Below are 26,911 nucleotides of genomic sequence, written 5' to 3'. Positions count from 1 at the left end.
GCGGAGTGAGGCGCCTCTCCCTCGCGGCGTTGGTCATGCTCGCCGGTTGCGCGGCGCCACGCACGCCGCCGCCGCCCGCGAAGCGCCCGGCGACCGCCGCGATGCAGGTGCCCGCCACGACGAAGCCGCGAACGCCGCCGAGCGGGGCGATCGTCTTTCGCGCCCACGGCTTCCCGTCCGTCGACGCCCCCGCGGTGGACGACGCCGTCCTCGACGCCGCCCTCGCGGGCGTGAAGTGGACGCGCGCCTCGACGACGTCGGAGCTCGTCGATCAGCTCCGCTCCCATCCCTACGACGTCCTCGTCCTGCCGTACGGGAGCGCGTTCCCGGTCGACGCGTGGAGCCCGATGCGCGAGTTCCTCGGCGGCGGCGGCGGCCTCGTCGTCCTCGGCGGCGCGCCGTTCCATGCGCCGATCAAGCACGAGAACGGCCGCTGGGTCGCCGCCGCGCGCTCGACCGCGTTCGCGCACGACCTCCACGTCGGCCCCGCCGAGGCGCTGAAGATGCCCGACGGATCGACGACGTGGGCGCTCACCGTGCGCCTCACCGACGAGCGCGAGTTCCCCGACGAGCACGGCAGCGCGGGCCCGCGCGACGCCGTCGTCCGCTCCCTCGCGCCCGTCCTCGACGCCGCCGGCGTCCCGCGCGGCTGCCGCCTCCTCGAGGTCGACCGCCTCCGCGGCGGCTCCGCCGGCGCGCGCTGGCTCTTCGCGACGACGGATCGGAAGCTCGAGGCCGGCGCGATCAAGTCGATGATCGAGCGCGCGCTGCAAGGCGCGACCGAGACGCGCGCGATCCCGATCCGGGCCTCCGTCGCCCCGGGCGAGACGGCCGAGATCGCCGTCACCGCGAGCGGCCCCTTCAAGCTCACCGTCACCGCTCCCACGGGGAAGCCCGTCTTCAGCGTCGTCCGCCCCGGATCCGGCAGCGTGAAGATCGACGCGAAGCTCGAGCCCGGCCTCCACCGCGTCGTGGTCGAGCGCGAGGCCGGCCCCGAGCCGCGCGTCGCGGAGAGCGGCTTCTGGGTGAAGGACGAGAAGCTCCTCGGCAGCGGCCCGAAGATCAACGTCGGCCGCGACTGGCTCACGAAGGACGGCCGACCGTTCCCGATCGTCGGGACGACGTACATGGCGTCGGACGTCCATCGTCACTTCCTCTTCGAGCCGAACCCCCACGTCTGGGACCGCGATTTTTCGGCGATGAAGAAGCACGGCGTCAACTTCGTGCGCACCGGGCTCTGGACGGCGTGGTCGCGCGTGATGTCGGAGCCCACCGGCGGCTCCGGCGCGCGCATCGTCGACGAGCGCGTGCTCGCCGCGGCGGAGGCCTTCGTCGAGACCGCGGCGCTCCACGGCATCGTCGTCTGCTTCAACCTCTTCGCCTTCCTCCCGCCGGCCTACGACGGCGCGAACCCGTACCTCGATCCACGCTCGCTCGAGGGACAGCGGGCGCTCGTCAGCTCGATCGCGCGCCGGTTCGCCGGCGTCTCGTGGGTCCACTGGGACCTCATCAACGAGCCGTCGTACGCGCCGCCCGCGAAGCTCTGGCGAACGCGCCCGATCGGCGACACGCACGAGGCGAAGGCCTGGCACGAGTGGGTCGACGCGCGGCACGGACGGCCGAGCGTCGCCGCGCTGCAGGCGCTCTGGGGCGACGCGACCGCCACGCCGCTCGCGCTCCCGACCGACGACGACTTCGAGGTCGGCGCGATGCAGGTCGGCCGCCATCCGCGCAAGGCGCGCGACTTCCGCGAGCTCACCGAGGACGTCACCGCGCGCTGGGCGGGGAACCTGCGCGCCGCGATCCGCGCCGCCGCCGGAGACGAGCTCGTCACGCTCGGCCAGGACGAGGGCGGCATCTACGAGCGCGCGACGCAGCAGCTCCTCGCGAACACGCTCGACTACACCGCGGTCCACACCTGGTGGAAGAACGACGACCTCCTCTGGGGCGGCGTCCTCACGAAGGTCGCGGGCAAGCCGAACCTCCATCAAGAGACCGGCCTCATGCGCCTCGAGCGGAGCGACGGCACGCCGTGGCGCACGCCCGAGGACGCCGCGCGGCTCCTCGAGCGCAAGCTCGGCTACGCGTTCGCGAGCCGCGGCGCCGGCGTCGTCGAGTGGGTCTGGAACGTGAACCCGTACATGCCGATCGACGAGGAGACCACGATCGGCCTCTTCCGGCCCGACGGCACCGCGAAGCCGGAGCTCGACGCGATGGCGCGCTTCGCGAAGTTCTTCGCCCAGGCGGCGCCGTTCATCGAGGACTTCGAGCCCGATCCCGTCGTCCTCGTCGTCCCGCACGCGCGCGCGTTCCTGGGCCTCCCGGGCCAGATCGACGCGACGAAGCCGGTCGTGCGCGTCCTCGCCGAGCGCTTCGGGATCGCGCCGTCCGCGATGAGCGATCTGCGGCTCGCGGCGAGCAAGCTCGAGGGCGTGAAGCTCGTGATCGTCCCGAACGCCACCGTCCTCGACGAGCCCGCGGCGAAGGTGCTCCTCGACGCGTCGCGCGCCGGCACGAAGGTCCTCTTCACCGGCGCGATCGAGGGCGACTCCTACGGCCGCCGCGCCCCTTCGCTCGACGCGCTCGGGCTCCTCGTGCCGACGCGCCCCGTCGCGATGCACGAGAAGACGGCGTGGAGCCCCAGCGGCAGCGTCGCGTTCGAGGAGCTCGCGCAGGAGAAGGTCCTCCGCGCCGACGTGCCCTCGCTCGGCAAGCTCACCGGCAACGTCTGGCACGAGCCGCTGCCGCTCGAGCTCACCCGCGACCGCGAGGCCCTCGTGCGGCTCCTCCGCGCCGCCCTCGAAGGCGCCCGCGTCCCCGCCGCATTTGCGGGTTCGGCCTCGGGTTCGAGCGAGGCAGGGGTCGCCGGTCGTGTCCTTCTTGCGTCGAAGCACGCGCTCGCCGTGCTGGTGAACGAGCGTCCCGAAGCCGCAAAGCGCACGCTCCTCGTCGACGGGAAACGCGTGGAGATGACGGTGGGCGCACGAGGATCGAGCCTCGCGATCGTCGACCGCGCGGCCGGCCACGTCGTCGTCACGATGCCCTAGCCGAGCCGGCACGCGCGCTGCACGGTCGGGCTCCGTGATGCGAGCTCGGCGCGCCGCTGCGCTTCTTCCCCTGTTCCTCTTTGCCTCCGCCGCGTGCCAGGACGAGCTCGCCCCGAACCGCGCTTCGTCTGCCTCCGATCCTTCGGCGCCGGCGCCGGTCGATCCCGACAATCCGGTCGATCCCTTCACGCCGGCGCCGGCGCTGCCGCCGGGCACTGCCCTGCCCGACGGCGGCGTCGTCCCGCCGCCCGCCGAGCCTCCTTACGTCTACGTGCCTTACGACATCAACCACGTCCTCTCGACGGGCCAGTCGAACTCGGTCGCGAACGACGGAAAGCCGATCCTCTCCACCTCGCAGCCGTATTCGAACCTCATGTTCGACGTCGGCGTCATGACGGCGTCGAAGTGCGGCGGCGACGGCTGCACGCACTACGACGAGCCGGCGGCGTTCGTCCCGCTCGTCGAGGGCGACAGCTTCTTTTACCCGGTCGAGACGATGTCCTCCGGCCTCGCCAATCAAACGACGAAGATGGGGCTCGCCCTCGGCGTCGAGCACACGATGCTCGTGAGCCTCCACGGCCGGAGCGGCAATTCGTATCTCTGTTTGCGAAAAGGCAGCTGCGACTGGTGGCCGACGAAGGGTTACGTTCAGCCCTTCGACGACGGCATGCGGCAGGTCCGCGACGCGAAGCGCCTCGCCGAGGCCGCGGGCAAGTCGTACGTCGTCCGCGCCGTCACCGTCATTCACGGCGAGAATGACCACTACGCGTATTCGGCAGGGAAACCCGCCTTCCCGATGCCGGGGACCGACGGCGTCTCGACGCTCGACGACTACGCCGACGCGCTCCTCGAGTGGCAACGAGACTACGAGACGGGCGTGCAGGAGATCACGGGCCAGACGGTCCCGGTCCCGCTGTTCCTCAACCAGTATTCGCACTGGAACGACGTCCCCACCTCCGTGATCCCTTACATGCAGATGGACGCCCATCTGCGCTCGAGCGGCAAGGTCACGATCGTGGGCCCGACCTACGTATTGCCGTATTCGAACGACTGCCTTCATTTCACCGGTCCGGGCGAGCGCTGGCTCGGCGAATATTTCGCCAAAGCCTATTCTGCGACGGTCCTCGAGGGCAGGCGCTGGGAGCCGCTCCGCCCGATCGCGGTCACGCGCGCCGGCGCGATCGTCACCGCGAAGTTCCACGTCCCTGCCCCGCCCCTCGTCTTCGACACCACCCGCGTGGACGATCCCGGCGACTTCGGATTCGAGTGGTACGACGAGAGCGGCGCGACGCCCGCGATCGCGAAGGTCGAGATCATCGCGACCGACACGGTGCAGGTCACCCTCGCGTCCGCCCCGACGACCGGCGGCCGCCTCCGCTACGCGTACACGTTCGAGGGCTGCGCCGGCTCGCGCACGCTCGCGCGCGGCAACCTCCGCGACTCCGACGCAACCCCTTCGCAGAACGGCCACGAGCTCTTCAACTGGGCAGTCCATTTCGACGCTCCCGTCCCCTGATCCGGAAAGACCATGCGCAATCGACACTCCCTCCTCCTCGGGATCGCGGTGAGCCTCGCGGCTTGCGGCAGCGACGCCGGCGACCCGATCTCCGCCACCGGCGCGAACAGCCCCCGCGGTGGAGGCGGCAGCGGCAGTGGCAGCGACGGTAATGGCGTCGAAGGCGACGGCGACGGCGTCGTGACCGGCAACGGCAGCGTCGACGGCTCGAGCTCGGGCGGCGCGCCGGCGAGCCCATATACCGATTTCGCGATCAACCACGTCCTCGTCACGGGCCAATCGAACTCGGTCGCGAACGGCGGCACGCCGGTGCTCTCGACGGAGCAGCCGTATGGCAATTTGATGTTCGACACGGGGGTCATGCCCGCCCGCGGCTCCAAGAGCGCCCCGAACGGGGTGCCGTGCGACGGCGCGGGCTGCGTGAAGTACGACGTCCCGTCTTCGTTCGTCCCGCTGGTCGAGGGCGATCTCTTTTTCAACTACGGCGTCGAGACCCCGGCGTCGGGACTCGCGAACGAGATCGCGTTCCTCGCCCAAGGCCACTACAAAGGAAAGATCCCCGGCCTCCCGGACAAACACGACGTGCTCGTGAGCCTCCACGGGCGGAGCGGTAATACGTATTGGTGCCTCCGCAAGAACGGCTGCAACTACAAGCCTGGATACAACCATCCCTTCGAGCAAGGGATGCAGGAGGTCGAGAGCGGCAAGTCCCTCGCCGCCGCCGCGGGCAAGTCGTACGTCGTCCGCGCGGTCGCGGCGATCCACGGCGAGAGCGACCACTACTCGTACACCGCCGGCGTCGCGGAGCTCCCGCTCGACGGCACCGACGGCACGCCGGGGAAGATCCAGACCTACGCCGACGCGCTCGTCGAGTGGCAGCACGACTACGAGACGAGCATCCGCGCGATCACGCAGCAGTCGCAGCCGGTGCCGCTCTTCATCTCGCAGATCTCCGGCTGGAACGACGCCAAGACGAGCGAGCTCGCGCAGCACCAGCTCGACGCCCACCTCGCCGCGCCGGGCAAGGTCGTCCTCATCGGCCCGGCCTACGCGTTCGCGTTCGCCTCCGACTGCCGCCACTACACGAACGTCGGCGAGAAGCACCTCGGCGAGATGTTCGGAAAGGTCTACGCAAAGGTCGTCCTCGAGGGCCGCACCTGGGAGCCGGTGCGCCCCCGGCACGTGACCCGCGACGGCGCCGAGGTCACGGTGCAGTTCCACGTCCCCGCGCCGCCGCTCGTGATCGACACCGCCCTCGTCGCGGAGGCCGCGAGCTACGGCTTCGAATACCTCGACGCGGCGGGCGCTCCGAAGCCGATCGCGAAGGTGGAGCTCGCCGGCCCCGACGCCGTGAGGCTCACCCTCGCCGCAGTCCCCACCGGCGCGGGCCGCCTCACGTACGCGCAGAACCAGACCCCGCTCACGTGCATCGGCACTCCCGCGGGCGCGCGCGGCAACCTGCGCGACTCCGACGCGACGCCCTCGCGCTCCGGCCTCCCGCTCTACGACTGGGCCGTGCACTTCGACGTCGCGGTGCCCTGACGCAAGGGTCCTGACGCGCCCTACTTCGCCTTCGGCTTCGTCTTCTGGAGCGGCGTCTTCCAGAGGTAGACGTAGTGCTCGCGGTCCTTCGTGACCTCGCGGTGGTCCTTCGCGATGACGGTCCACCACTTGACCGGCTCGACGCCTTCCATGTCGAAGTCGTGGGCGATGATGCGCGACCCAGGCTTCAGCTTCTCGAGCTGCGGGATGAGGCGCACGTTGAGCTCGGGCAAGAGGTACAGCGTGACGACCGACGCGGGCGTCAGGTCGACGCTGAAGATGTTCTTCTGCTCGAAGCGGACGAGGCTCTCGACGCCGTTCTGCTTCGCGTTCTCGTTCGACTCCTTGATGCGCTGCGGGTCGATGTCGAAGCCGACGGCCTTGATGCCGTACCGCTTCGCGGCCTGAACGACGATGCGCCCGTCCCCGCACCCGAGGTCGTAGAGCACGTCGTTCTTCTGGATCTTGGCGACCTCGAACATCTTGTCGACGACCTGCATCGGCGTCGGAACGAACTCGATGTCGGGCGTGTTCTCGTCGTCGGCCTCCGCGGAGGCGGTGGCGCCCGCGTCGACGACGGCGGGCGGCCCGGCATCCACGACGGTGACGGCCGGCGCCGAGGCCGGCGGCGTCGCGCTGGATGCCGCCGGCGGCGGGTTCTCTTTCGAGCATCCCGCGACCGCGACCGCGCATGTCCCGAGCGCGAGCGCCGAGAGCGCGCGCCTCATTCGTCCGCCTTCGGAGCGAGCTGAGGCAGGCGCTCGGCGAGCCGCGCCGTGAGCTTCTGGAAGTCGTAGCGGTCGGGCCGTCCGCCCTCGGGGAGGCAGGAGATGTCGAACGCGACGGCCTGCGCGCGCTTCCGCAGGCCGTCGGACACGCCGAGGCGATCGCCGAGCGTCCGGAGCACCTCGACCTCATCGGTCGACGCGACGCCGTCGAGCGAGGCGAGCCACGAGGCGAGGGCGTAGGTGAGGACCTGCTCCCACTCGGTCATGGTGCCGAGGTCGAGCTCGTCGAGGTTGGTCTTCTGCTTCGTCGCCCTCTCCACGTCGGCGAGGTCCGCGTCGGAGAGCCCGGCCTCCTTGGCGGCGCGGAGGAGCCCGACGGACTCGACGCGCTGGAGCGACCCGTCCGCCCAACCGATCGCCGCGAGCGCGAGAAATGAGGGTTTCGAGAGCTTCATGGCGCCGTCATACCATGATTTACGAGACCTCGACCGCGGCCAACTTGCGCTACGCCGGCCGAGAACCTATTGTGCGGGCTCACGAACGTCACGTTGGCACTGAGGACGGACACGCTCTCTCGAATTCACGGGGATCGCGGATCGACGACGGCTACGGACACTTTCGAGAGAGACACAGCAAATGAACAATCGTCTTTACGTGGGCAACCTGTCCTATGACACCGACAAGAACGCGCTCCAGACCGCGTTCGCCGAGTGCGGCGTCGTCACCGACACGCACGTGGTGATGGATCGCGACACGGGCCGCGCCCGCGGCTTCGGCTTCGTCACGATGTCGACCGAGGCGGAGGCGCAGAACGCCATCGCCAAGATGAACGGCTCGATGCTCGACGGCCGCTCCCTCCGCGTGAACCTCGCCGAGGAGCGTCGTGGCGGTGGTGGCGGCTTCGGCGGCGGTGGCGGCGGCTTCGGCGGTGGCGGCGGCGGCGGTGGTCGCGGCGGCTTCGGCGGCGGTGGCGGCGGCGGCGGCCGTGGTGGTCGCGGCGGCGGCGGCCGCGGCGGCGGCCGCGACTGGTGACCCGCCTCTGACCCAACGATGACCCAACGAAACGGCCGGCCCTCCCAGAGACGCCGGCCGTTTCCACGTCCACCCGCAAACCCGAGCGCCGCCCGTCGCATCGTCGGCGTGGGCCAAAACGAAGCACACACGCCAGTGTGTAGTTTTCTTGGGCGCGCACGACTCTCCAGCCCGCCGCGACGCCTTCGGTATGCGGCGTCGCGAGGATCTGCCTTTCCGCTACGCATCGCGCCCGCATCATCTTGCGCCGCGGACTGCAAGCGCGATGGTCCAGGCAGCGGAGACAGCGAAGACAGCGGGCAACGCACTGACGACGCCCGCACCGGCCGCCAGGGCGCTCGCGACCGCGACGTGGGTTGACGCGTCCGGCGCACCGGCGACCCCCGTACCGGCCGCCGCGCTCGCGACCGCGTACGGCGTACGGATGACGTCTGTACCGGCCGCTGGGGTGCTCGCATTCACGTCGTGAGTAAGCGTGGCCATATCCGGATTGGCGGTCGCCGGATCGCTTGCGGCCGCCTGCATTGCCGGGTTCGCCGATGTCGTTTCGGCTGGCAAGTCGAGCAAGCTCGGTTGCGCCCTGTGTTCGGCGGCGGCAGTCCGCCCTGCGCGCGCCTCCTCGATCTTGCACGTGATGTGCTCGGCGCCGAAGGTCTGCGCCGCGGCGAGCCGATTGTGCCCGCGGCAAAGGATACGGACGTTCTCGATCGTCCCGTCGCCGCCGAGGGCGCGGGGCTGACGATGATCGACCTCGAGCCACTCTCGGACCGGACAGCGCTCGCCGTCTGCGCTGACGAAGGTGCTGCCCTGCGTCCCGCTCATGGACCTCGCGCAGCGTCTCGCGCGAGACGTCGCTCGGATTCGCACGTCCCTTGCTCCTCCGCGGGCGCTTCGCCTTGCCGAGCTTCGTCTTCTCGAGGTGCAAGAGCAGCCGATCGAGAGCGCGCTCGATCACGACCGCAAGGTCGCCGCTCGGATTCACATGCCGCAGGAGCGCACGCGCCAGCTCGAGCTTGTCGCGCAGCTCCACCGCAGCCGTGAACATGATCTGGAAACGCTCGACCGAGAGCGGCAAGAGCTGCGCACTCGGCGATGGCGACGCGGACGCAGACACCGCTGGTGAAAGGGGCCAACGGCGCACCGGTCACGAGCTCGCGCTGCGACGTTCGCCTCCGTGAAGAGCCCGCGGAGCTGCAGCACGCCGGAGAGATGCATGCGTCCGTCACCGATCGCCTCGACGAGCTCCGGGAAGCGCGCGCCCAGCCGCGCCGCGGCGATCCGGCGGGACGCCTGGTCCTCGCTCAGCCCGAGCTTCCGTGCGCAGAAGTCGTGCATCGACGAGCATGCTTGCTCGAGGTGGAGCCGTCGTTTCTCGACTTCGATGAGGTAGGCAAGCATCGCCGCGACGGCGCTACGCTCATCACCAAGGACGCGCCGAAGCGCCGACAGGAGCTGCTCGTTCGTGAGGTCATCGATGCGCATGACGTCATCTACCACGCCATTTTTCAGCCTCTTCAGCGCCCCGAGGCCGCCCGCGCACGGGCACGGATCCGAAACGAGTCGTCGTCCTTTCGGAACGCGCACCACGTGCCTGCCACGCGCGGCGTGGGGCCATCGAGGAGGGGCCTTGCCTCGTCGTGCGCTCGTCCCCCCAAAATCCGTCAAGCGCCACGAACGAGGCGGATGCATTTCGCTCCCACTCGCGCTCCTCAACGGTTTTGCACATCGACGAACGAGCCCATCGCGCGCACCAGCAGGTTCTGGCAGGACCCATCCATGCAGTCCACCACGCTGGCGGAGCGAGCTCGGCCCTTCGCTGCGTTCCAAACCATCGTGCGCCGCGCGTGCGCGTGCGCGCTGCCTTCTTCGCCGCCGCCGAGCAGACGCAGGACCCTTCGAGCGCTCCTTAGCGAGCCGAGGCAGAGCGCGCAGCCGCGATACGCTTGCGTGACGAGGCGGAGCGCGCGGCGGTACGCTGCGTGACGAGGTCTCTGCCTGACGAGACCGCGCGCGTGCGCCTACGGCGATGCAACTTCCCACGCGCGAGCTACCTCGCGCAACGCCGCGCGCCCGCGCGTGGGCTCGCGGCGACGCGACTCTCCCACGCGAGCACCTCGTGCCCGCTACGCGGCCGACGCGCGCGCTTGCAACGACACGGCTCTCCCACGCGAGCCGCCTCGCGCCCGATGCTCGGCCGGGCGCGCGCGCTTGCTCTCCCACGCGAGCCGCCTCGCGCCCGATGCTCGGCCGGCGCGCGCGCTTGCTCTCCCACGCGAGCCGCCTCGCGCTTCGCGCGTGCTACGCGGCCGACGCGCGGGTGCGGGCGGCCTTCTTTGCGGCCGCTGAACGTGCGCGGGGGCCCTTCGTGCGGGCGGCTTTGCGGGCCGCGGCCGAGCGGGCGGAGGCGGGGCGCTTGCGTGCGGTGCTCTTCGCGTGGCGGGACAGCGCGCGTGGGGTCGCCGCGGCGGTGCCCTCCTTGCGGAGGGCCTTCGTCGTGGCGCGGGAGCGCGTGCGGGAGGGGCGCTTCGCGGCGGCACCCTTCTTCGCGTGGGACGAGTCGCGCTTTGCTTGCTTCTTCGTCGCGGACGAGCCGCGCTTCGGCGTGCCCACCTTCACGCCGGCGCGACGCGCCTTCGAGAGGCCGATCGCCACCGCCTGCTTCGTCGAGCGGGCGCCGTGTTTGCCCTCGCGGATGTGATGCATCTCCTCGCGCACGAGCTCGCCCGCCTGCGTCGAGGGCGACTTGCCCTCCGCCTCGGCCTTGCGCGCTCGCTCCGTCGTCTTCTTCTCCGGCATGGCTGTGTGCCTCCTCTCGGACGCGTGCAGCATGCATCGACGGTGCCGCGGTCACGACGTGTGGCGCGCGATCCCTTCGTGGAAGTGCGCGAGCGCGTGCTCGTACGACGCGAACACCACGTCCGTGTTCGCGCCCGAGGAAAGGCCGCGCTGGATCGACTCGCCCATCGCGAAGTCCTCGTCCGTCGCCCCGTAGAGGATGTCGGCGTTCGCCTTCCAGTAGCCGCGCGCCTTGTCGGACTCCGCGCGCTCCGGGATGAGGAGATACGACGCAACCTGTGCGCGGGTTGGGCCAATCGGCCACACGTTGAGCACCGCCGCGTGATCGGGCTGCACCAGGACGAGCGTGTTCGGGAACAGATGGAAGAGCACGTTCGCGTGCGTGCGCAGCGACCACGTCGACTCGTCCGCGCCCGCGAGCTCGCGGATGCTCCGCTTCGGGAAGACGTTGCGGAGGTGCGGGCCCACCCGATCGACGAGGCCGATGTTGTCGAAGAACATCGGATAGATCGAGTCCTTGTGCGTCGGGCGCAGGTGGTACGTCTCGAGGAAGATGTCGATCGCGAGCTTCCACGAGATGTCGCGGACGACCGCACGGCGATCGCCGTCGTGCGCGACCGCCGAGGCCGTGCCGAAGCCCTCGAGATCGTCCGCGAGCGGACCGAGCCACGCGCGCACGTCGAGCTCGTGGCTCGCCCCCTCCGCGAGCGCCTCCGGCACCGCGAACACGAAGCCGCTCGCGACCCCCGCCGCGACGCGCACGAGGCCGCGCGACGCCTTGTCGATGCACGCGAACCCTCGCTCGTGCGGCACCGTGACGAGCTGCCCGCGCCGGCCGTACGTCCAGCCGTGATACGGGCACGAGAAGGCGCGCTTGTTGCCGCGCGGCGCGTCCTCCACCCGCGTCCCGCGATGACGGCACACGTTGAGGAACGCATCGACGCCGCCGTCGTCGCGCCGCACCACGAGGAGCGGCGTGCCCGACGCTTCGTGCGTGAGGAAGTCGCCCGCGTTCGGCAGGTCCGAGACGTGCGCGATCATCAGCGGCAGCTCGCGGAACAGCGTGCCGATCTCGCGCGTCATGCGCTCGCCGTCGGCGTACGCGCCGATCTCGAGCGTGCGGCCGCTCGGGTCCGCGTCCGTCGTCTTCGCGTCGACGTGCGCGAGCACACGCTTCACGAGCTCGACCTGAAGGCCCTGCTTCACGGCTTCGCCCTCCGCGCCGGCAGCCCGAGCACGCGGCGCGCGAGCGTCATCGCGTCCTCCTCGTAGTCGCGCATCAGCTCCTTCTCGCGCCGCGCGCCGACCATGCGCTTCACCGTCGGCCACGCCGCGACGACGTAGCTCACCGCCCCGACGACATGAAGCACCGCCGTCTCCGGGTTCGGCACCGCGACCTCGGCCGAGAGCCCGGTCAGCACCGGCGCGAGCGGCAGCGCCATCGCGCGCGAGACGCGGGCCGGGTTGTCGAGCAGCTCGCGCACGAGGAGCCGCACCCTGCCGGGATGGGCGAGCGACCACCGCACGAGCGCGCGGAGCGCCGCCTCGAGGCCCGACTCGCCGTCGGCGTGAGCGCGCGCCCTCTCCATGTCGCCGAGGAGGGACGCCGCGATCTCGCCCAGGATCGCCGCGTAGAGCTTCTCCTTCTTCGCGAAGTGATAGACCACGCTCGCGAGCGGCAGGTCCGCCGCCTCCGCGACGTCGCGCATGCTCGTGCCGTGAAAGCCGTCGTCGGCGAACAGCGGCTCGCACGCGCGAAGGATGTGCTCGCGCGCCGCCTTCCCCTTCGGCGTGTGGCTCCGCGCGGGCGCCGAGACTTCCTGGCTCATGACGAAATGAGCCTAGCACAATTTCGGTACACTCGTTCGGAATTTCAGAGCGCGCTCAACGGCGCGTGATCCGGTTCCACACCGCGAGGCGCAGCGCCTCCGCCCTCCCGTCCGCGCGCCACGCCGCGCCCGGCAGCGCCGACGCGGCGGTGAGCCGGCCGATGCGGTGGAGCTCGTAGTCGACCGCCTCGACCGCCTCCTCCATCCGCGAATACCGATCGACGACCTTGCCGTCGACGCTCACCTCCCACACCTTTCCGCGCGCGCGCCCCGGCCGCTTGAGCACGAGCGCCTCGCTCGTGCGCCCGCGGCTCCGCTCGAAGTGGAGCCCGACCCCGTGCCGCCCGAGCGAGAACCACGCGTTCGGCGAGATCGCGCGCACCTCGCCGTCGGTCGCGAGCCCGAGCGGATCGAAGCGCGCCGCGCGCTCCTGGATCTCCTCGAGCGTGACCGCGCCCGCCTCCGCCTCGAAGCCGGGGTGATCGAAGAGGATGCGCTGCCACGCGCGGCGCGCGACCTCCGCGTCCTCCCCGCGGAGATCGAGATCGCGCGGCGCCCCGAAGAGCGACGGCAGCGTGCACAGGTCGAGCGCCGACAGATCGACGAAGTCGAGCACGAGGCAGTCCTTCTTCCCCGGCGCGAGCCGCGTCCCGCGACCGACGCACTGCGCGTAGAGCCCGTCCGATCGCGTCGGCCGCGCCATCGCGATGCACGAGACCTCGGGATCGTCGAACCCCTCCGTGAGCACCGCGACGTTGGTGAGCGCCTGCGTCCGGCCAGCCCGGAAGTCGGCGAGCGAACGCGCGCGCGCCTCCGGCTTCATCGCGCCGTGCACGATGCCGGCCGGCACGCCGACCGCGTTGAGCGCGCGCGCGAGGTTCATCGCGTGCCCCACCGTCACGCAGAACGCGATCGTCCGGCGATCGCGCGCGAGCTCCTGGATCGTGCGGGCGACGAGCGCGTTCCGCTCCTCGATGTCGACCGCCTCCGCGAGCTCCTCCTCGCGAAAATCACCCGCCCCCGCCGTGACCCGCGCGAGATCGGCCGAGGTCGCGACGCGGTAGCCGCGGAGCCGCGCGAGGTAGCCGTCCGCGACCATCTGCGGGAGCGTCCGCGTGTAGACGATGCGCTCGAACACCGCGTCGAGCCCCTTCCCGTCACCGCGCGCGGTCGTCGCGGTGAAGCCGAGGAGCGTCCCGTTCCATCCCGCCTCGAAGGCGCCGAGCGTCTTCAAGACGCGGAGGTTGTCGTCCGCGGCCGCGTGGTGGCACTCGTCGTAGACGACGAGCCCAAGATCGCGGCCGTGGAGGAACCGCGCGAGCCGCTCCTCGTGCAGCGATCGGATCGACGCGACGAGCACCTTCGCGTCGGCCGGCGCGCGCTCGGCGCCGCGCTCGATCGCGACGACGCCGCCGTCGCCGAGCGCGCGCGCGACCTTCTCCCGCGCCTGCGCGAGCAGCTCCTCGCGGTGCGCGAGCACGAGCACCTGCCGCCGCGCCATCCGCGCGAGCTCCGAGAAGATGACCGTCTTCCCCGCCCCGGTCGGGAGGCACACCACCATCCGCCGCGTCCCCGCGCGCCGCGCCGCGAGCACGGCGTCGATCGCCTCGCGCTGGTACGGCCTGAGCTCCACCGCCGCGACCGTACCACGCCGCGCCGGGCCCTCGATTCGTTTGACCTCCAACTAATTCGTCGCTACGTCACCGCTCGTGAACGCCGGTCCGAGCACGACCGCAGCGGTCGTCGCCTCGACCCTGCTCCTCCTCGAAGACGATCCCGCCCTCGCGCCGCTCGCGTTCCCGGAGGCGACGCCGTCGGTGGAGGCCGCCGTCCGCCACGCGCTCCCGATCGTCGGGCGCCTCCTCGACACGATCCCGTGGCCCGTCCTCGAGCGCGCCGCCCACGTCGCCGAGCGCCTCGTCTCGCCCGGCTTCGTCGCGCACTACGCGCTGCGAAAATTCGCGATCCGGCGCGCGCTCGCGCGGGAGACCGCGGCCGGATGCGGTCAGGTCGTCCTCGTCGGCGCGGGCTTCGACATGATGGCGGAGTCGCTCCCCGCCGCCGCGACGATCGTCGAGGTCGACCACCCCGCGACGCAGCGCCTCCGCCGCGAAGCCGCGTCGTCCCGCGCCGTCACGTTCGTCCCCCTCGACCTCGCGACGGGCGACCTCGCCGCCGCGCTCGACGCGACCGCCGCGCTCGATCCGGCCGCCGCGACCACGTTCGTCGCGGAGGGCCTCCTCATGTACCTCGCGCGCGACCGGGTGGAGGCGATCCTCTCCGCCCTCGCGCGCGGACCCGGCGCGCGGACCGTCATCCTCTCGATCGTGACGCCGGATCGCGCCGGCAAGGTGCGCATCCACACGCAGCGGCGCGTCGTCGACTGGATCATGCGCTGGATCGACGAGCCGTTCGTCTGGGGCGAGAGCGCGACCGAGCTCGTCCGTACGCTCGAGCAGCACGGCTTCGCCGTCGAGGAGCTCGTCACGACGATGGCGCTGCGCGACGAGCTGATCGCGCCCGACGCGAGGCGCTGCCTCCCGCGCTCGCCCGGAGAGATCGTCGTCGTCGCGAAGAAGCGCGCAGCGTAAGCTCGCGAGCCGCACATGGCCGGCCGGCAGCCCGCGATCCCGTTCATCGTCGTCACGGTCATCATCGACATGATGGGGATCGGCCTCCTCCTGCCGGTGATCCCCTCCCTCGTCGGCGAGTTCACGCACGACGTCCAGGAGCAGACCTACTGGTACGGCGCGATGGTGTTCACCTTCGGCTTCACCCAGTTCCTCTGCGCGCCCATGCTCGGCGCGCTCTCGGACCGCTACGGCCGCCGCCTCGTGCTCCTCCTCTCGATCGGCGGGCTCGGGACGATGTTCCTCCTCTCCGGGCTCGTGCGATCGCTCCCGATGCTGCTCGGGACCCGCATCATCGGCGGGCTCTTCGCGTCGAACATGTCGGTCGCGAACGCGTACGTCGCGGACATCACGAAGCCGGAGGACCGCGCGAAGAGCTTCGGGCTCGTCGGCGCCGCGTTCGGCGTCGGCTTCGTCCTCGGCCCCGTCACCGGCGGCCTCCTCGGATCGATCGCGATCCGGCTCCCCTTCTTCGTCGCGGCGGGGCTCGCGCTCCTCAACTTCGCGTACGGCGCGCTCGTGCTCCCGGAGTCGCTGCCGCCGGAGCGCCGCAAGCCGATCGATCTCCGGAAGGCGAACCCGTTCGGCGCGCTGGTCGGGCTCGTGCGCCTCAAGGGCGTCGGGCTCCTCGTCACCGTCATCGCGCTGACGAACCTCTCGCAGTTCATCCTCAACTCGATCTGGGTCATCTACAACGAGTACCGCTTCGGCTGGGGACCGCGCGAAGCCGGCCTCTCGCTCTTCGTCGTCGGCCTCATGTTCGCGCTCGTGCAAGGCGTGCTCCTCGGCCGGCTCCTCCGCCACCTCGGCGAGCAGCGGGTCGTCCTCCTCGGCCTCGCCTCCGGCACGTGCGCCTACCTCATGTACGGCTGCGCGACGAAGGGCTGGATGATGTACGCGATCTCGATCGCGAATTTCCTCGCCTTCGCGGTGTCGGCCGCGATCAACGCGCTCGTCTCGAAGGCGGCCGACGCGCGCGAGCAAGGGCTCGCGATGGGCTCCCTCTCCTCGCTCAACAGCCTCCTCACCGTGATCGCCCCCGCCCTCAGCACGCCGCTCTTCGCGCACGTGAGCCGCTACCCGACGGGCGACTTCCGCGTCGGCGCGCCGTTCTTCCTCGGCGCCACCTTCACCGCGACCGCGCTCGCGATCGCGGCCTTCCACTTCACGCGCGTCAAGAGCGCTCCACCTCGACCCGCCGCCGCGCCTTGAGGCTCACGTCGCGGCGGCGAGCGCCGGCTCCGCGGCCTCGTCTTCGGGCGGCGCCTCGCGCAGACGGAGCGCGATGACGAAACGTCCGCCCTCCTCGCTCGGGACCGCGCGCACGTCGCCGCCGTAGGAGCGCGCGAGCTCACGCGCGATCGAGAGGCCGAGGCCGGTGCCGTTCGGCTCGCGGCCGCGTGCCCCGCGCGCGAACGGCTCGAAGATGCGGTCCTCGTCCTCCTTCGCGATGCCGGGGCCGTCGTCGGAGACGCTGATCTCGAGGCGCCCGTCCTTCTCCGCCGCCGCGACGCGGACGCGCCCCTCGTCCGGCGAGAAGCGGACCGCGTTCTCGAGGAGGTTCCGCAAGAGCCGCGCGATGCCGGCGCGATCGCCGGCGACGAGCGCGTGGAACGGCTCCACCACGATGAACACGTGCCGCGCGCGCCCGACCGGCGCGACGTCGCCGACCGCGTCAAGGACGGCGTCCTCGATCGCGGCCTCGCCCTTCACCGGCGCGGCCGCCTTCATCCGCGCGAGCTGGAGGAGGTCCTCCGCGAGGCCGGTGAGCCGGCGCGCCGAGTCGAGCGCGCCGCGGAGCGCGCCCTCGTAGTCCTCGCGCGTCGTGCCGCGACGGAGCGCGAGCTCGAGCTCGATCCGGAGCGACGTGAGCGGCGTCCTGAGCTCGTGCGCCGCGTTCGCGATGAAGCGCTCCTGCACCGAGAGCAGCCCGACGAGCCGCTCGATCATCGCGTTGAGGTCGTCCGCGAGCTGCTGCATGTCGGCGTTGCTCGACGCGAACGCGACCCGCGCGCTCGTGTCGCCGCTCGCGACGCGCCGCGCGACCGCGCCCACCGCGGAGTGCTCGCGCGTGAGCCGCGTCGCGACCCCGAAGGCGACGACCGCCGCCCAGACGCAGCCGACCACGAACGCGACCGACATCGCGTGGCGGAGGATCATCGAGTCCTCCTCGAGGTCGTCGCGCGTCGTCGCGAGGAGGACGCGCATCGCGGTGCCGCCGACCGGGACCGTGATCCCGCGCATCGGACGGCCGTCGTGCTCGAAGTCGAAGCCCTCGCCGAAGCGGACGAGGCGCGGCATCGGCGGCGCGGACTCGGCGGTGAGGTTCGCGGTGGTGGAGACCGGCCGCCCGCCCGCGGCGTAGATGACGCCGTACTTCGGGAGCGGCCCGACCGCGTTCGCGGACGGCCCCGGCGCGTCGGTGAAGTCGAGGCTCCCCGCCGTCGCCTCGCGCGCCTCGTTCTCCGCCACGACGAGGAGCGCGCGATCGAGCTGCGCGCGCTGCGTCGACACGAAGAGGTGCCACACCGTCGCGAACGCGCCGCCCATCGTGAGCGCGGTGAGGACCAGCACCACGAGCGCCGTGCGGACGCGAAACGTCATGGCTCGATCCGATACCCTTGCCCGCGCACGGTCTGGATGATCCCCGCGTCGGCGCCGAGCTTGTCGCGGAGGCGGCTCATGTGGACCTCGACGACGTTCGTGACGATCTCGTCCGCCGCCCAGACGTTCTCGAGGAGCTCGAGCTTCGAGACGAGCGTCCCTGGACGCCGCGCGAGGTAGGCGAGGATGTCGAGCTCGCGCGCGGTGAGCGGCAAGAGGCGGCCGTGCGCGAACGCGTTGCGCCGCCCGAGGTCGATGTGGATCGGACCGACGTCGAACGTCGCGATCCGCGGCCCGCGCCGGCAGAGCGCCCGCAGGCGCGCGAGGAGCTCGTCGATCTCGAACGGCTTGGTGAGGTAGTCGTCGGCGCCGAAGTCGAGCGCGTGCACGCGGTCCTTCGTCTCGCCGCGCGCGGTGAGCATGAGCACCGGCCCGTCGAAGTCCGCGCGCCGCAGCTCCGTGCAGACGTCGAGCCCGTCGCCGTCGGGCAGCATCCGATCGATCACGGCGAGGTCGATCGCGTCCGCCGCCGCGCGCTTCGCCTGCGCCGCGTCCGTCGCGAGCGCGACCGCGTACCCCTCCGCCTCGAACATGCGGACGAGGAGCGGCCCCAGCTTCGGGTCGTCTTCGACGAGGAGGAGACGCGACGTCACGGCGGTATTCTAGGCCTTCGCGCGCGCGAAACCTTAACCCCGCGTAAGCTGCGCCAGCCGATCTCGGAGTAGGCTCCGCCCCGTGCGCCCCTGGCTCCTGCTCACGCTCGCGCTGATCGGCTGCCGCAAAGGCGGCGGCGAGCACAGCGACGAGCCCGCGCGCGACGTCCCTCGCCTCGAGGGCAACGTCATCGTTTATTCCGATGAATTCGCGAAACGCGCCGGCGTCGAGCTCAGCCCGGCGGTGCAGGCGCCGTTCAAGCCGGTGATCCGCGTGGTGGGGACCGTCTCGTTCAACCCGAGCTACGTCGCCGCGATCGGCACCCGCCTCCGCGGCACCGTGCGCCGCACGTTCAAGTACGAAGGCGACCTCGTGAAGGCGAACGAGCCGCTCGCCGAGGTCGAGAGCGCCGAGCTCGGCGAGGCCCAGGCGACGATCGCGCAGGTGGAGGCGACGCGCAAGGCGGCCGAGATCCACGCGCGGCGCGAGACCGAGCTCCTCGAGAAGGGCCTCACGACCGCGCGCGAGGCGGAGGTCGCCGGCGCGGAGCTCGCGACCGCGACCGCGACGCTGAACGCCGCGCAGCAGCGGGTGCAGGCCTTCGGCGGCAACGGCACGTTCGGCCTCTTCGTCCTCCGCTCCCCGATCGGCGGGCACGTCATCGAGCGTCACATCTCGCCCGGGCAATCGGTCGACGGCAGCATCGTGGGCTACAAGGTCGCGGACCTCGATTACCTCTGGGTCGAGCTCTCCGTCTTCGAGCGCGACCTCGCCGCGGTGCACGTCGACGACGAGGTCCAGGTCTCGCCGCTCGCCGAGCCGGGCCAGAAGATCGCCGGTCGCGTCGCGCACGTCGGCGAGGTCATCGACCCCGCGACGCGCAGCACCGAGGTCCGCGTCACGATCGAGAAGCCGCGCTACCACCTCCGCGTCGGGCAGTCGGTCGAGGCGGTGGTGACGACCGGCCTCACCGAGCGCCAGGCCGTCCTCATCCCGGCCGAGGCCGTCATCTACGTCGACGGCAAGCCGACCGTGTTCGTCGGCGCGGGGCACGGCCGCGCCCGCGCGGCGACGGTCCGCCTCGGCGGCACCGACGGCACGCGCCACGAGGTGATCGAGGGCGTGAAGGCGGGCGATCAGGTCGCGTGCGCCGGCGTCTTCGCGCTGAAGAGCGAGCTCTTTCGCTGATGCTCGAGCGTATCGTCGCGATCTCGATCCAGAGCCGTCGCGTCGTCGCGGTGCTGCTCGTCCTCGTCCTCGCGTTCGGCGTCGTCGCCGCGCGGCGGCTCCCGATCGACGCGCTCCCCGACGTCTCGAGCGTGCAGGTCGACATCCTCACCAAGTGCGGCGGCCTCTCGCCGATCGAGGTCGAGCGCACCGTCACCGCGCCGATCGAAAAGGCCCTCAACGGCGTCCCGAAGAGCGCGCAGATCCGCAGCATCTCGCGCTTCGGCCTCTCCGCCGTCACCGTCGTCTTCGAGGACGGCACCGACATCTGGTGGGCGCGCCAGATGATCCTCGAGCGCATCCGCCAGGTGCAGGGAGATCTCCCGCCCTCGGCCGGGCTGCCCGAGCTCGCGCCGCCGTCGACCGGGCTCGGCACGATCTACAAGTTCGTCGTCCGCTCGGAGCAGCACTCCGCGATGCAGCTCCGCACGCTCCTCGACTGGGAGATCGGCCCGCGCCTCCGCAGCGTCCCCGGCGTCGTCGAGGTGAACCCCTTCGGCGGAGAGCTCAAGCAGTACCAGGTCATCGTCGATCCGCAGCGCCTCCGCGCGCGGCAGCTCACGCTCGGCGACGTGCTCTCCGCGCTCGAGGCAGCGAGCCTCAACGTCGGCGGCGGCTACGTCGAGCGCGGCGGCGAGTCGTTCACGATCCGCGGCCGCGGCATGGTCAAGAACGAGGAAGAGATCGGCGACGTCGTCGTCCGGAGCCCGAAGGTGGGGCCCGCCATCCTCGTGCGCCACGTCGCCGAGGTGCGCATCGGCGCGGCGCTCCGCTACGGCGTCGTCACGCTGAACGGCGAGCGCGAGGCGGTCTCCGCGCTCGTGATGATGCTCGCCGGCTCGAACAGCCGCGACGTCATCTACGCGGTGAAGGCGCGGATGCGCGAGATCGAGCGGGACCTCCCGCCCGGGGTCCGCGTCGAGGTCATCTACGACCGCGCGTCCTTCGTCGAGCAGACGCTCAAGACCGTGGCGACGAACCTCGCCGAGGGCCTCCTCATCGTGACGATCGTCCTCGCGCTCATGCTCGGGACGATCCGCGGCGCGCTCGTCGTCGCGGCGGGCATCCCCGCGTCGATGGCGATCGCGCTCTTCGGGATGCACGCGTTCCGCGTGACCGGCGACCTGATGAGCCTCGGCGCGATCGACTTCGGGTTCCTCGTCGACGGCCCGATCGTCGTGCTGGAGGCGATCATCGCCGCCACCGCCGGCCGCGAGCTCACCGGCGCCGCGCGCGCGAAGGCCTACGGCGACGTCGCCGCGCTCGTCGTGAAGCCGGTCGCGTTCGCGGTCGCGATCATCATGCTCGTCTACATCCCGCTCCTCACGCTCGAGGGCGTCGAGGGCAAGATGTTCCGCCCGATGGCGATCACGATGGCGTGCGCGCTCTTCGGCGCCCTCGTCTACTCCGTCGTCTTCTTCCCCGCCCTCCTCGTCCTCGCGGTGCCGCCGAAGCGCGGGCACGGTCCGGCGTGGCTCGAGCGGCTCGAGCATCGCTACGAGCGCTTCGTCGGCGCCGTGCTCGGCGCGCGCTGGCCGCTCCTCGGCCTCGCGACCGTCTCCTTCGTCGCGGTCGGCTTCGCGTTCTCCCGCGCCGGCGCCGAGTTCGTCCCGCGCATCTTCGAGGGCGACTGCGTCCTCGCGATGCAGCGCGCCCCGAGCGTCGCGCTCGAGGAGGCGCGGCGCCTCGACCTCCTCGCGGAGAAGGTCGTCCTCTCGTTCCCCGAGGCGGAGAAGGCGCTCGGCCAGAGCGGCCGCGCCGAGGTCGCGCTCGACGCGGTCGGCAACAACAACACCGACATCCTCGTCCCGCTCAAGCCGAAGAAGGCGTGGACGAGCGCGCGCGACTTCGAGGAGCTGAGCACGAAGCTGAAGGACCGGATCGAGACGCAGGTCCCCTCCACCTTCGTCTCGGTGTCGCAGCCGATCGAGGACCTCACCAACCAGCTCATCGCCGGCTCGCGCGCGGACGTCTCGATCAAGATCGTCGGGACCGATCTCGATCGCCTCGTCGACCTCTCGAACCACGTCGGCGATCTCGTCCGCGGGATCAAGGGCACCGGCGACCTCAAGATCGAGCGCATCCTCGGGCAGCCCACCATCACCGCGACCGCCGATCGCCAGCGCATGGCGCGCTATGGGGTGAAGGTCCGGCACGCGTTCGACGTGCTCGCGTCGTCACGCGAGGGCGTGCCGGTCGGCACCGTCTACGAGGACGAGAAGCGCTTCGACCTCCGCGTCTTCATCCCGCCGTCGCAGCCGAACGCGGAGGCGCTCGAGGACCTCTTCGTCGAGACCGAGAGCGGCAACACGGTCCCGCTCGCGGAGGTGGTGAGCTTCCAGGAGGGCGACGGCCCTTCGGTCGTGAAGCGCCTCAACCGCGAGCGGCTGATCCGCGTCGACGTGAACCTCCGCGGCCGCGATCTCGTCTCGTGGGTCGCGGAGGCGAAGGCGAAGGTCGGCAAGTCGGCCGGGCTGCCGAGCGGCTACCGCATCGAGTGGGGCGGGCAGTTCGAGAACTTCGAGCGCGCGTCGGCGCGGCTCGCGCTCGTCGTCCCCGCCGTCATCGCCGTCATCCTCGGGATGCTCTTCTGGATGTTCAGGAGCCTCCGCCCCGCGTTCGCGGTCTTCCTCCTCGTCCCCTTCGCGACGACGGGCGGCATGATCGGGCTCCTCGCGCGCGGGATGCCGTTCAGCCTCCCCGCCGCGGTCGGCTTCATCGCGCTCGGCGGCGTCTCGGTGCTGAACGGCGTCGTCATCGCGACGGCGATGCGGCGCGCGCTCGCGGACGGCAAGGACGTCCGCGCCGCGATCGTGAAGGGCACCGCCGGCTCGCTCCGCGCGGTCCTGACCACCGCCGCGGTCGCCGGCCTCGGCTTCCTCCCGATGGCGCTCGCGACGAGCGCGGGCTCGGAGGTGCAGCGGCCGCTCGCCACCGTCGTCATCGTCGGCATCTTCTTCAGCACCGTCCTCACGCTGCTCGTGCTGCCGGGCCTCCTCTCGCTGCTGGTGCGCCCCGAGACCGAGGCTTAGAGGAACGACGCGAAGTCGACCTCCTGCACGATCACGCCGCCCTCCGCGAGCGTGAACGCGGGGAGCTCCACCGGCGGCGTCCGCGGGTCGCCGCTCGTGTCGACGAGGTGCACGCGCGCGGCGTAGGTGCCGGGCGCGAGGACGGCCATCGTCGCGAAGGTGACGCATCGCTCCTGGAACGCCTCGAGCTCGCCGCCGGTGTCGGGGCTGACGATCGAGACGTCGATGACGGGCGCGCTCGCGGTCGCGCACGCGCGCGCGTCGCGCGATCCCGCCACCGTCCAGCGCAGCGTGAGGGTGCCGAGCGGCTCGGTCGCGGCGCTCGTGACGATCGGCTCCTCCGTGCCCTCGCTGCACGCCGCCAAGGCGATCGCGCCGATCAGACCACACCACCTCATCACGTCGCGAGGAGAAGCAACGCTCACGCCGCGCTGCACACATGTGGAAACCGGAGCGCGCGCGGGCGGCGCTGCGTAGCATTCTGCTCCAGCATGCGCGCCCCCGCTCTCCTCGTCCTCGCGCTCCTCGGCCTCCCCGGCTGCTACTCGAAGGTCACCGGCCACGACGGAAAATTCACGATCGCGTACATGAGCTCGGTCCAGATCGAGGACTTCGTGAAGCCGATCGCGCCGGGCGCGAAGCTCGACGTGCACGCGTTCGCGAACGGCGGCGCGGACGACGACGACGACAAGCTCACGATCCGCTCGGCGACGTCGTCGGCGCCGGGCGTCCTCGCGATCGACAAGGTCCGCGGCAAGACGCTGACGTTGCGCGGCGTCGCGCCGGGCGTCGCCGAGGTCACGATCGTCGCGCGCGGCCCCGACGGCGCGGAGCTCCGCGACAGCATGTTCTTCCACGTCGCGAAGCCGGCGCGGCACGCGCTCGAGCACGCGTGCACCGACGATCGCGAGGCGATCTACCTCCGCGGCGGCAACGTCGACGTCTTCCACGACCTGACGACGGCGGACGGCCGTCCCGTCATCGGCTACGGCGTCGTACCGGTCGCGGTCGAGCCGGCGGGCGCGCTCGAGCTCGTCACGCAGCCGCAGGCCGGCCGCCTCTATCGCTACCGCGGCAAGGGCGCGCGCGGCCAGGTCACCGTGCGCTCCACCGTCGACGACTCGAAGCTCACGCTCCGCATCGTCGAGCCGCGCGATCTGAAGGAGGCGGAGCTCTTCGCGCCGGCGCGCATGCTCGTGTCGCAAGAGACCTACGTCTGGGCGCGCCTCCGCGACGGCGCGACCGCGGTGTGCAACCAGACCGCGCTCACGCGGGCGCGGAGCCTCACGCCGGAGGTCTGCGCCGTGAGCGCGCGCCTCGACTCGCTCGCGGACGAGAACAGGAGCCAGCTCGCGACCGTCACCGCGCGCCGCTTCGGCACCTGCCGCGTCGAGCTGACGTTGCCCGAGCTCGCCGGCGGCAAGGGCGTCGTGCTCACGCGCGAGATCCAGATCGGCAAGGTCGAGTACCCGAACGACGACGCGGACGCGCGCTCGCGCTGGCCGCTCTACGCGTGGTTCGGCGCGCTGCAGGCGCTCGCGATCGGGCTCGTCGTGAAGGCGTTCCGCGCGCGGCGTCAGTGATAGCAGAGCGGCATCACCGGCTCCGAGGCCGCGACGATGCACGTCCCGCTGCCGCGGCAGTCGACGACCGAGCACGCGTCGCTCGTCCGCACGCAGTGCGCGCTCGAGAGCGACGGGAACGTCATGCAGATCTCGCCCGCCGCGCAGTCGGAGCGGTCGGCGCACTCGCAGCCGAAGCTCGACACGTCGACGTCGCCGTAGTCCCGCGTCCACGGGACCGGCTTCGGACACCCCGGCGTCGCCGGATCCGCGGTCGCGGCGGTGGCGGCGCCGCCCGAGCCGTCTCCGTCCGTGGACGTCGTCTTCCCTCCACAAGCGGTCACGAGCACGGCGGCGGCGAAGGCGGTGAGGCGCATTTTCCCGAGTGTGTCCGCGACGCCGTGCGACGGCTCGGGTAATTTCTCGCGCATGTCCGAAGAAGCCGCCGCCTCCGATCTGCCGGCCGTCCTCGTGAAGCCGTGGTGGCTCGAGCCGCCGAAGAAGGCCAAGGGCGCGACGACGGTCGAAGGCCTGACCCCGCTCCCGTACGAAGAGCGTCTCGCGCTCACGGAGGAGGACCGCGAAAAAGGAGCGGCGGCGGCGCGCTCGGGCCGCGCGTACTTCCGGAAATACCCGAACATCATTCGCGACATCCCGGCCGACGGCGCGCCGCAGGCGGACTTCGACGCCGTGATCGTGCGCGCCAACGAAGAGAGGCTCGCCCGATACAAGAAGGTCGAGGTGTGCATCCCGGGCTGGCTCGATTTCATGAGCGACGACGCCGCGGCCGGGATGGTCCGCAAGGTGTTCACGACGACGCCGGACCCGAAGTACGCGGACGCCGCCTACCTGCTGGGACGCTTCGGGATCGAGGTCTTCCCCTCCCTCCTCGAGAACGGAAAGGACCATCCCGAATACGCGGACGCGTACCAGCGAGACGCGGCCGAGAACGCGACGCTGGTCGAGTCGCCCCGCTCCGCCGCGCTCCTCGCCGCGATGGCGCAAGGGACGAAGGGCAAGAAGCTCCAGCCCACGATGGCGACGTACTTCGAGCGCTTCCCGGAGGCCTCCGCGATCGGGGTGCTCCCGCTCGTGCTCGCGAAGGCGACGCAGAAGGGCGCGCTGACCGCGTTCACGATGCTCGTCGACGACGGGCGCGACGCGATCGTGCTCGACGTCGCCAAGCGCTACGGCGACGCGGCGCTCGCGGCGACGGAGGAGCTCCTCGCGAACGTGCGCGCGCCGAAGAGCCCGCCGCCGATGAAGTGGTTCGACGAGGCCGCGATGCCGCCGGTGCTCCTCCGCGCGAACGGGCGTCACCTCCCCGCGAGCGCGGTGCGCCACCTCGCGACGCTGCTCGGCGTCTCCGATCCGCGCCGCCCCGCGCCGGGCCTCGCCGACGTGAAGGCCGCGTGCACGCCGGACTCCCTCGAGCGCTTCGCGTGGTCGCTCTTCGAGGCGTGGCTCGCGTCCGGCGGCGACGCGAAGGAAGACTGGGCGATGCTCGCGCTCGGCCATCTCGGCGGCGACGAGAGCGCGCGGAAGCTCACCGCCCTCGTCCGCGCGTGGCCGGGCGAGTCGCTCCACCTCCGCGCGGTGCGCGCCCTCGACGCGCTCGCGCAGATCGGGAGCGACGTCTCGCTCATGCTCCTCGACGGCATCGCGGAGAAGCTGAAGTTCAAGGCGCTGCAGGAGAAGGCGCGCGAGAAGATCGAGCTCGTCGCGAAGGAGCGGAAGCTCACGCGCGACGAGCTCGCCGACCGCATCGCGCCGCGCCTCGACCTCGACGACGACGGCGCGCGTGTCCTCTCCTTCGGCCCGCGCTCCTTCCGCGTCGGCTTCGACGAGCACCTCGCGCCGTTCGTCACCGACGAGACCGGCAAGAAACTCGGGGATCTCCCGAAGGCGAAGGCGACGGACGACGCGGCGCAGGCGAAGGCCGCGACCGACGCATGGAAGGCGCTGAAGAAGGACGCGAAGGCGGTCGGCGGCAACCAGACCGCGCGGCTCGAGCGCGCGATGTGCACCGCGCGCCGCTGGTCCGCCGCCGACTTCACGTCGCTCCTCGTCGGGCACCCGCTCATCGTCCACCTCGCGCGGCGCCTCCTCTGGGGCACGTACGAAGGCGACGAGCTCCGCGCGCTCTTCCGCGTGGCGGAGGACCGCACCCTCGCGGGCGCGGACGACGAGCCGTTCACCCTTCCCTCCGCGCTCCCGTCCGGCGCGACGGTGGGCCTCGTGCATCGCCTCGACCTCGACGACGTCGTCGCGCAGCGCTGGTCACAGCGCTTCGCGGAGTACGAGCTCATCCAGCCCTTCGAGCAGCTCGCCCGTGCGACCTACGTCGTCACCGACGGCGAGCGGAGCGCGCAGGCGCTCGATCGCATGAAAGGCGTGGAGGTCGCGACCGGCAAGGTCATCGGCCTCGAGGCGCGCGGCTGGCGCAAGGGCTCCCCGAAGGACAGCGGCTGGATCTGGGACATGGTGAAGCCGCTCGGCGGCGACCTGTACGCGGAGCTGCCGATCGAGGGCGGCTTCATCGTGAGCGCGATGTCGGAGTCTCCTCCGAAGCAGGGCCTCGGCGCGGTGCGCCTCTTCCGTCATCGCCACGCGGTGGAGCTGGGCGCGCTCACGCCCCTCGCATTCAGCGAGCTCGTCCGCGACCTCGAGAGCCTCCGCGACTGAGGTGTGGCACGAGTGCACGCGTCGTCC

The 26,911-nt window shown here is 71.5% G+C and carries 21 protein-coding genes and 1 pseudogene; 10 read left to right on the top strand and 12 right to left on the bottom strand.

All coding sequences use genetic code 11. The annotated features are described in order from the left end of the window. Nucleotides 1-5 precede the first annotated feature (5 nt). Genes KF837_39405 through KF837_39395 form a run of 3 tightly spaced genes read left to right on the top strand, consistent with a single transcriptional unit; the run spans nt 6 to nt 6,105 of the window. A complete protein-coding gene (locus tag KF837_39405; protein MBX3233456.1) occupies nt 6-3,047 on the top strand; it encodes a hypothetical protein in 3,042 nt (1,013 codons plus the stop codon). A 34-nt stretch (nt 3,048-3,081) separates the two neighbouring features. After that, entirely contained in the window at nt 3,082-4,563 is a 1,482-nt protein-coding gene (locus KF837_39400) for a hypothetical protein (GenBank protein MBX3233455.1), read from the top strand. Nucleotides 4,564-4,575: 12 nt separating this feature from the next. Continuing rightward, entirely contained in the window at nt 4,576-6,105 is a 1,530-nt protein-coding gene (locus KF837_39395; GenBank protein MBX3233454.1) for a hypothetical protein, read from the top strand. A 20-nt stretch (nt 6,106-6,125) separates the two neighbouring features. Here the strand turns inward: KF837_39395 and KF837_39390 are convergent, their stop codons facing one another. Beyond that, nucleotides 6,126-6,833 (bottom strand): methyltransferase domain-containing protein, encoded by a 708-nt coding sequence (locus KF837_39390; GenBank protein MBX3233453.1) that lies wholly within the window; start codon nt 6,831-6,833, stop codon nt 6,126-6,128. Beyond that, nucleotides 6,830-7,288, bottom strand: a complete 459-nt coding sequence (locus KF837_39385; protein MBX3233452.1) for a hypothetical protein — start codon at nt 7,286-7,288, stop codon at nt 6,830-6,832. The genes KF837_39390 and KF837_39385 overlap by 4 nt, the downstream gene beginning before the upstream one ends. Nucleotides 7,289-7,469: 181 nt before the next feature. Here KF837_39385 and KF837_39380 point away from each other — a divergent pair, with 181 nt between their 5' ends. Continuing rightward, the gene (locus tag KF837_39380) at nt 7,470-7,865 is read left to right on the top strand and encodes an RNA-binding protein (protein MBX3233451.1); all 396 of its coding nucleotides are present in this window, start codon (nt 7,470-7,472) and stop codon (nt 7,863-7,865) included. Nucleotides 7,866-8,102: 237 nt separating this feature from the next. Here KF837_39380 and KF837_39375 read toward each other — a convergent pair whose 3' ends face one another. The 6 genes and pseudogenes from KF837_39375 to KF837_39350 form a co-directional block, all read right to left on the bottom strand. Beyond that, complete coding sequence (locus KF837_39375; GenBank protein MBX3233450.1) at nt 8,103-8,687, bottom strand: HNH endonuclease; 585 nt, start codon at nt 8,685-8,687, stop codon at nt 8,103-8,105. A gap of 156 nt (nt 8,688-8,843) precedes the next feature. After that, nucleotides 8,844-9,347, bottom strand: a complete 504-nt coding sequence (locus tag KF837_39370) for a hypothetical protein (protein ID MBX3233449.1) — start codon at nt 9,345-9,347, stop codon at nt 8,844-8,846. A gap of 816 nt (nt 9,348-10,163) precedes the next feature. Beyond that, nucleotides 10,164-10,661, bottom strand: a complete 498-nt coding sequence (locus tag KF837_39365; protein MBX3233448.1) for a transcription elongation factor — start codon at nt 10,659-10,661, stop codon at nt 10,164-10,166. A gap of 51 nt (nt 10,662-10,712) precedes the next feature. Then, complete coding sequence (locus tag KF837_39360) at nt 10,713-11,867, bottom strand: Rieske 2Fe-2S domain-containing protein (protein MBX3233447.1); 1,155 nt, start codon at nt 11,865-11,867, stop codon at nt 10,713-10,715. After that, nucleotides 11,864-12,490 carry a TetR family transcriptional regulator gene (locus KF837_39355; GenBank protein ID MBX3233446.1) on the bottom strand — a complete coding sequence of 209 codons (627 nt, stop codon included), beginning with the start codon at nt 12,488-12,490 and terminating at the stop codon, nt 11,864-11,866. The genes KF837_39360 and KF837_39355 overlap by 4 nt, the downstream gene beginning before the upstream one ends. A gap of 55 nt (nt 12,491-12,545) precedes the next feature. Then, nucleotides 12,546-14,117: pseudogene (locus KF837_39350) on the bottom strand (DEAD/DEAH box helicase). 82 nt (nt 14,118-14,199) lie between these two features. On the opposite strand from KF837_39350, the gene KF837_39345 reads away from it, so the two are divergent. Both KF837_39345 and KF837_39340 read left to right on the top strand, forming a co-directional pair. Next, nucleotides 14,200-15,081 (top strand): class I SAM-dependent methyltransferase, encoded by an 882-nt coding sequence (locus KF837_39345; GenBank protein MBX3233445.1) that lies wholly within the window; start codon nt 14,200-14,202, stop codon nt 15,079-15,081. A 15-nt stretch (nt 15,082-15,096) separates the two neighbouring features. Beyond that, nucleotides 15,097-16,332 (top strand): MFS transporter, encoded by a 1,236-nt coding sequence (locus KF837_39340; GenBank protein ID MBX3233444.1) that lies wholly within the window; start codon nt 15,097-15,099, stop codon nt 16,330-16,332. Between the two features lie 3 nt (nt 16,333-16,335). On the opposite strand, the gene KF837_39335 is transcribed toward KF837_39340, so the two are convergent. After that, nucleotides 16,336-17,724 (bottom strand): HAMP domain-containing histidine kinase, encoded by a 1,389-nt coding sequence (locus KF837_39335; protein MBX3233443.1) that lies wholly within the window; start codon nt 17,722-17,724, stop codon nt 16,336-16,338. Next, nucleotides 17,721-18,377 carry a response regulator transcription factor gene (locus KF837_39330; protein ID MBX3233442.1) on the bottom strand — a complete coding sequence of 219 codons (657 nt, stop codon included), beginning with the start codon at nt 18,375-18,377 and terminating at the stop codon, nt 17,721-17,723. Before KF837_39330 ends, KF837_39335 begins: the two co-directional genes overlap by 4 nt. Before the next feature lie 82 nt (nt 18,378-18,459). Here KF837_39330 and KF837_39325 point away from each other — a divergent pair, with 82 nt between their 5' ends. Next, nucleotides 18,460-19,566 carry an efflux RND transporter periplasmic adaptor subunit gene (locus KF837_39325; GenBank protein ID MBX3233441.1) on the top strand — a complete coding sequence of 369 codons (1,107 nt, stop codon included), beginning with the start codon at nt 18,460-18,462 and terminating at the stop codon, nt 19,564-19,566. Further along, nucleotides 19,566-22,637 carry an efflux RND transporter permease subunit gene (locus KF837_39320; protein ID MBX3233440.1) on the top strand — a complete coding sequence of 1,024 codons (3,072 nt, stop codon included), beginning with the start codon at nt 19,566-19,568 and terminating at the stop codon, nt 22,635-22,637. The genes KF837_39325 and KF837_39320 overlap by 1 nt, the downstream gene beginning before the upstream one ends. Here KF837_39320 and KF837_39315 read toward each other — a convergent pair. Continuing rightward, nucleotides 22,634-23,038, bottom strand: a complete 405-nt coding sequence (locus KF837_39315; GenBank protein MBX3233439.1) for a hypothetical protein — start codon at nt 23,036-23,038, stop codon at nt 22,634-22,636. The genes KF837_39320 and KF837_39315 overlap by 4 nt on opposite strands. Nucleotides 23,039-23,128: 90 nt before the next feature. Between KF837_39315 and KF837_39310 the strand changes: the two genes are divergently transcribed. Beyond that, nucleotides 23,129-24,220, top strand: coding sequence for a hypothetical protein (locus KF837_39310; protein ID MBX3233438.1), 1,092 nt, complete (start codon nt 23,129-23,131; stop codon nt 24,218-24,220). Here the strand turns inward: KF837_39310 and KF837_39305 are convergent. Continuing rightward, nucleotides 24,214-24,576 carry a hypothetical protein gene (locus tag KF837_39305; GenBank protein ID MBX3233437.1) on the bottom strand — a complete coding sequence of 121 codons (363 nt, stop codon included), beginning with the start codon at nt 24,574-24,576 and terminating at the stop codon, nt 24,214-24,216. The genes KF837_39310 and KF837_39305 overlap by 7 nt on opposite strands. A 52-nt stretch (nt 24,577-24,628) precedes the next feature. On the opposite strand from KF837_39305, the gene KF837_39300 reads away from it, so the two are divergent. After that, a complete protein-coding gene (locus KF837_39300; GenBank protein MBX3233436.1) occupies nt 24,629-26,884 on the top strand; it encodes a DUF4132 domain-containing protein in 2,256 nt (751 codons plus the stop codon). Nucleotides 26,885-26,911: the final 27 nt, after the last annotated feature.

This window comes from Labilithrix sp. (genome assembly GCA_019637155.1).
In the GTDB taxonomy this organism is placed as follows: Bacteria; Myxococcota_A; Polyangia; order Polyangiales; family Polyangiaceae; genus Labilithrix.
This window is presented reverse-complemented; position numbering and strand designations above follow the sequence as displayed.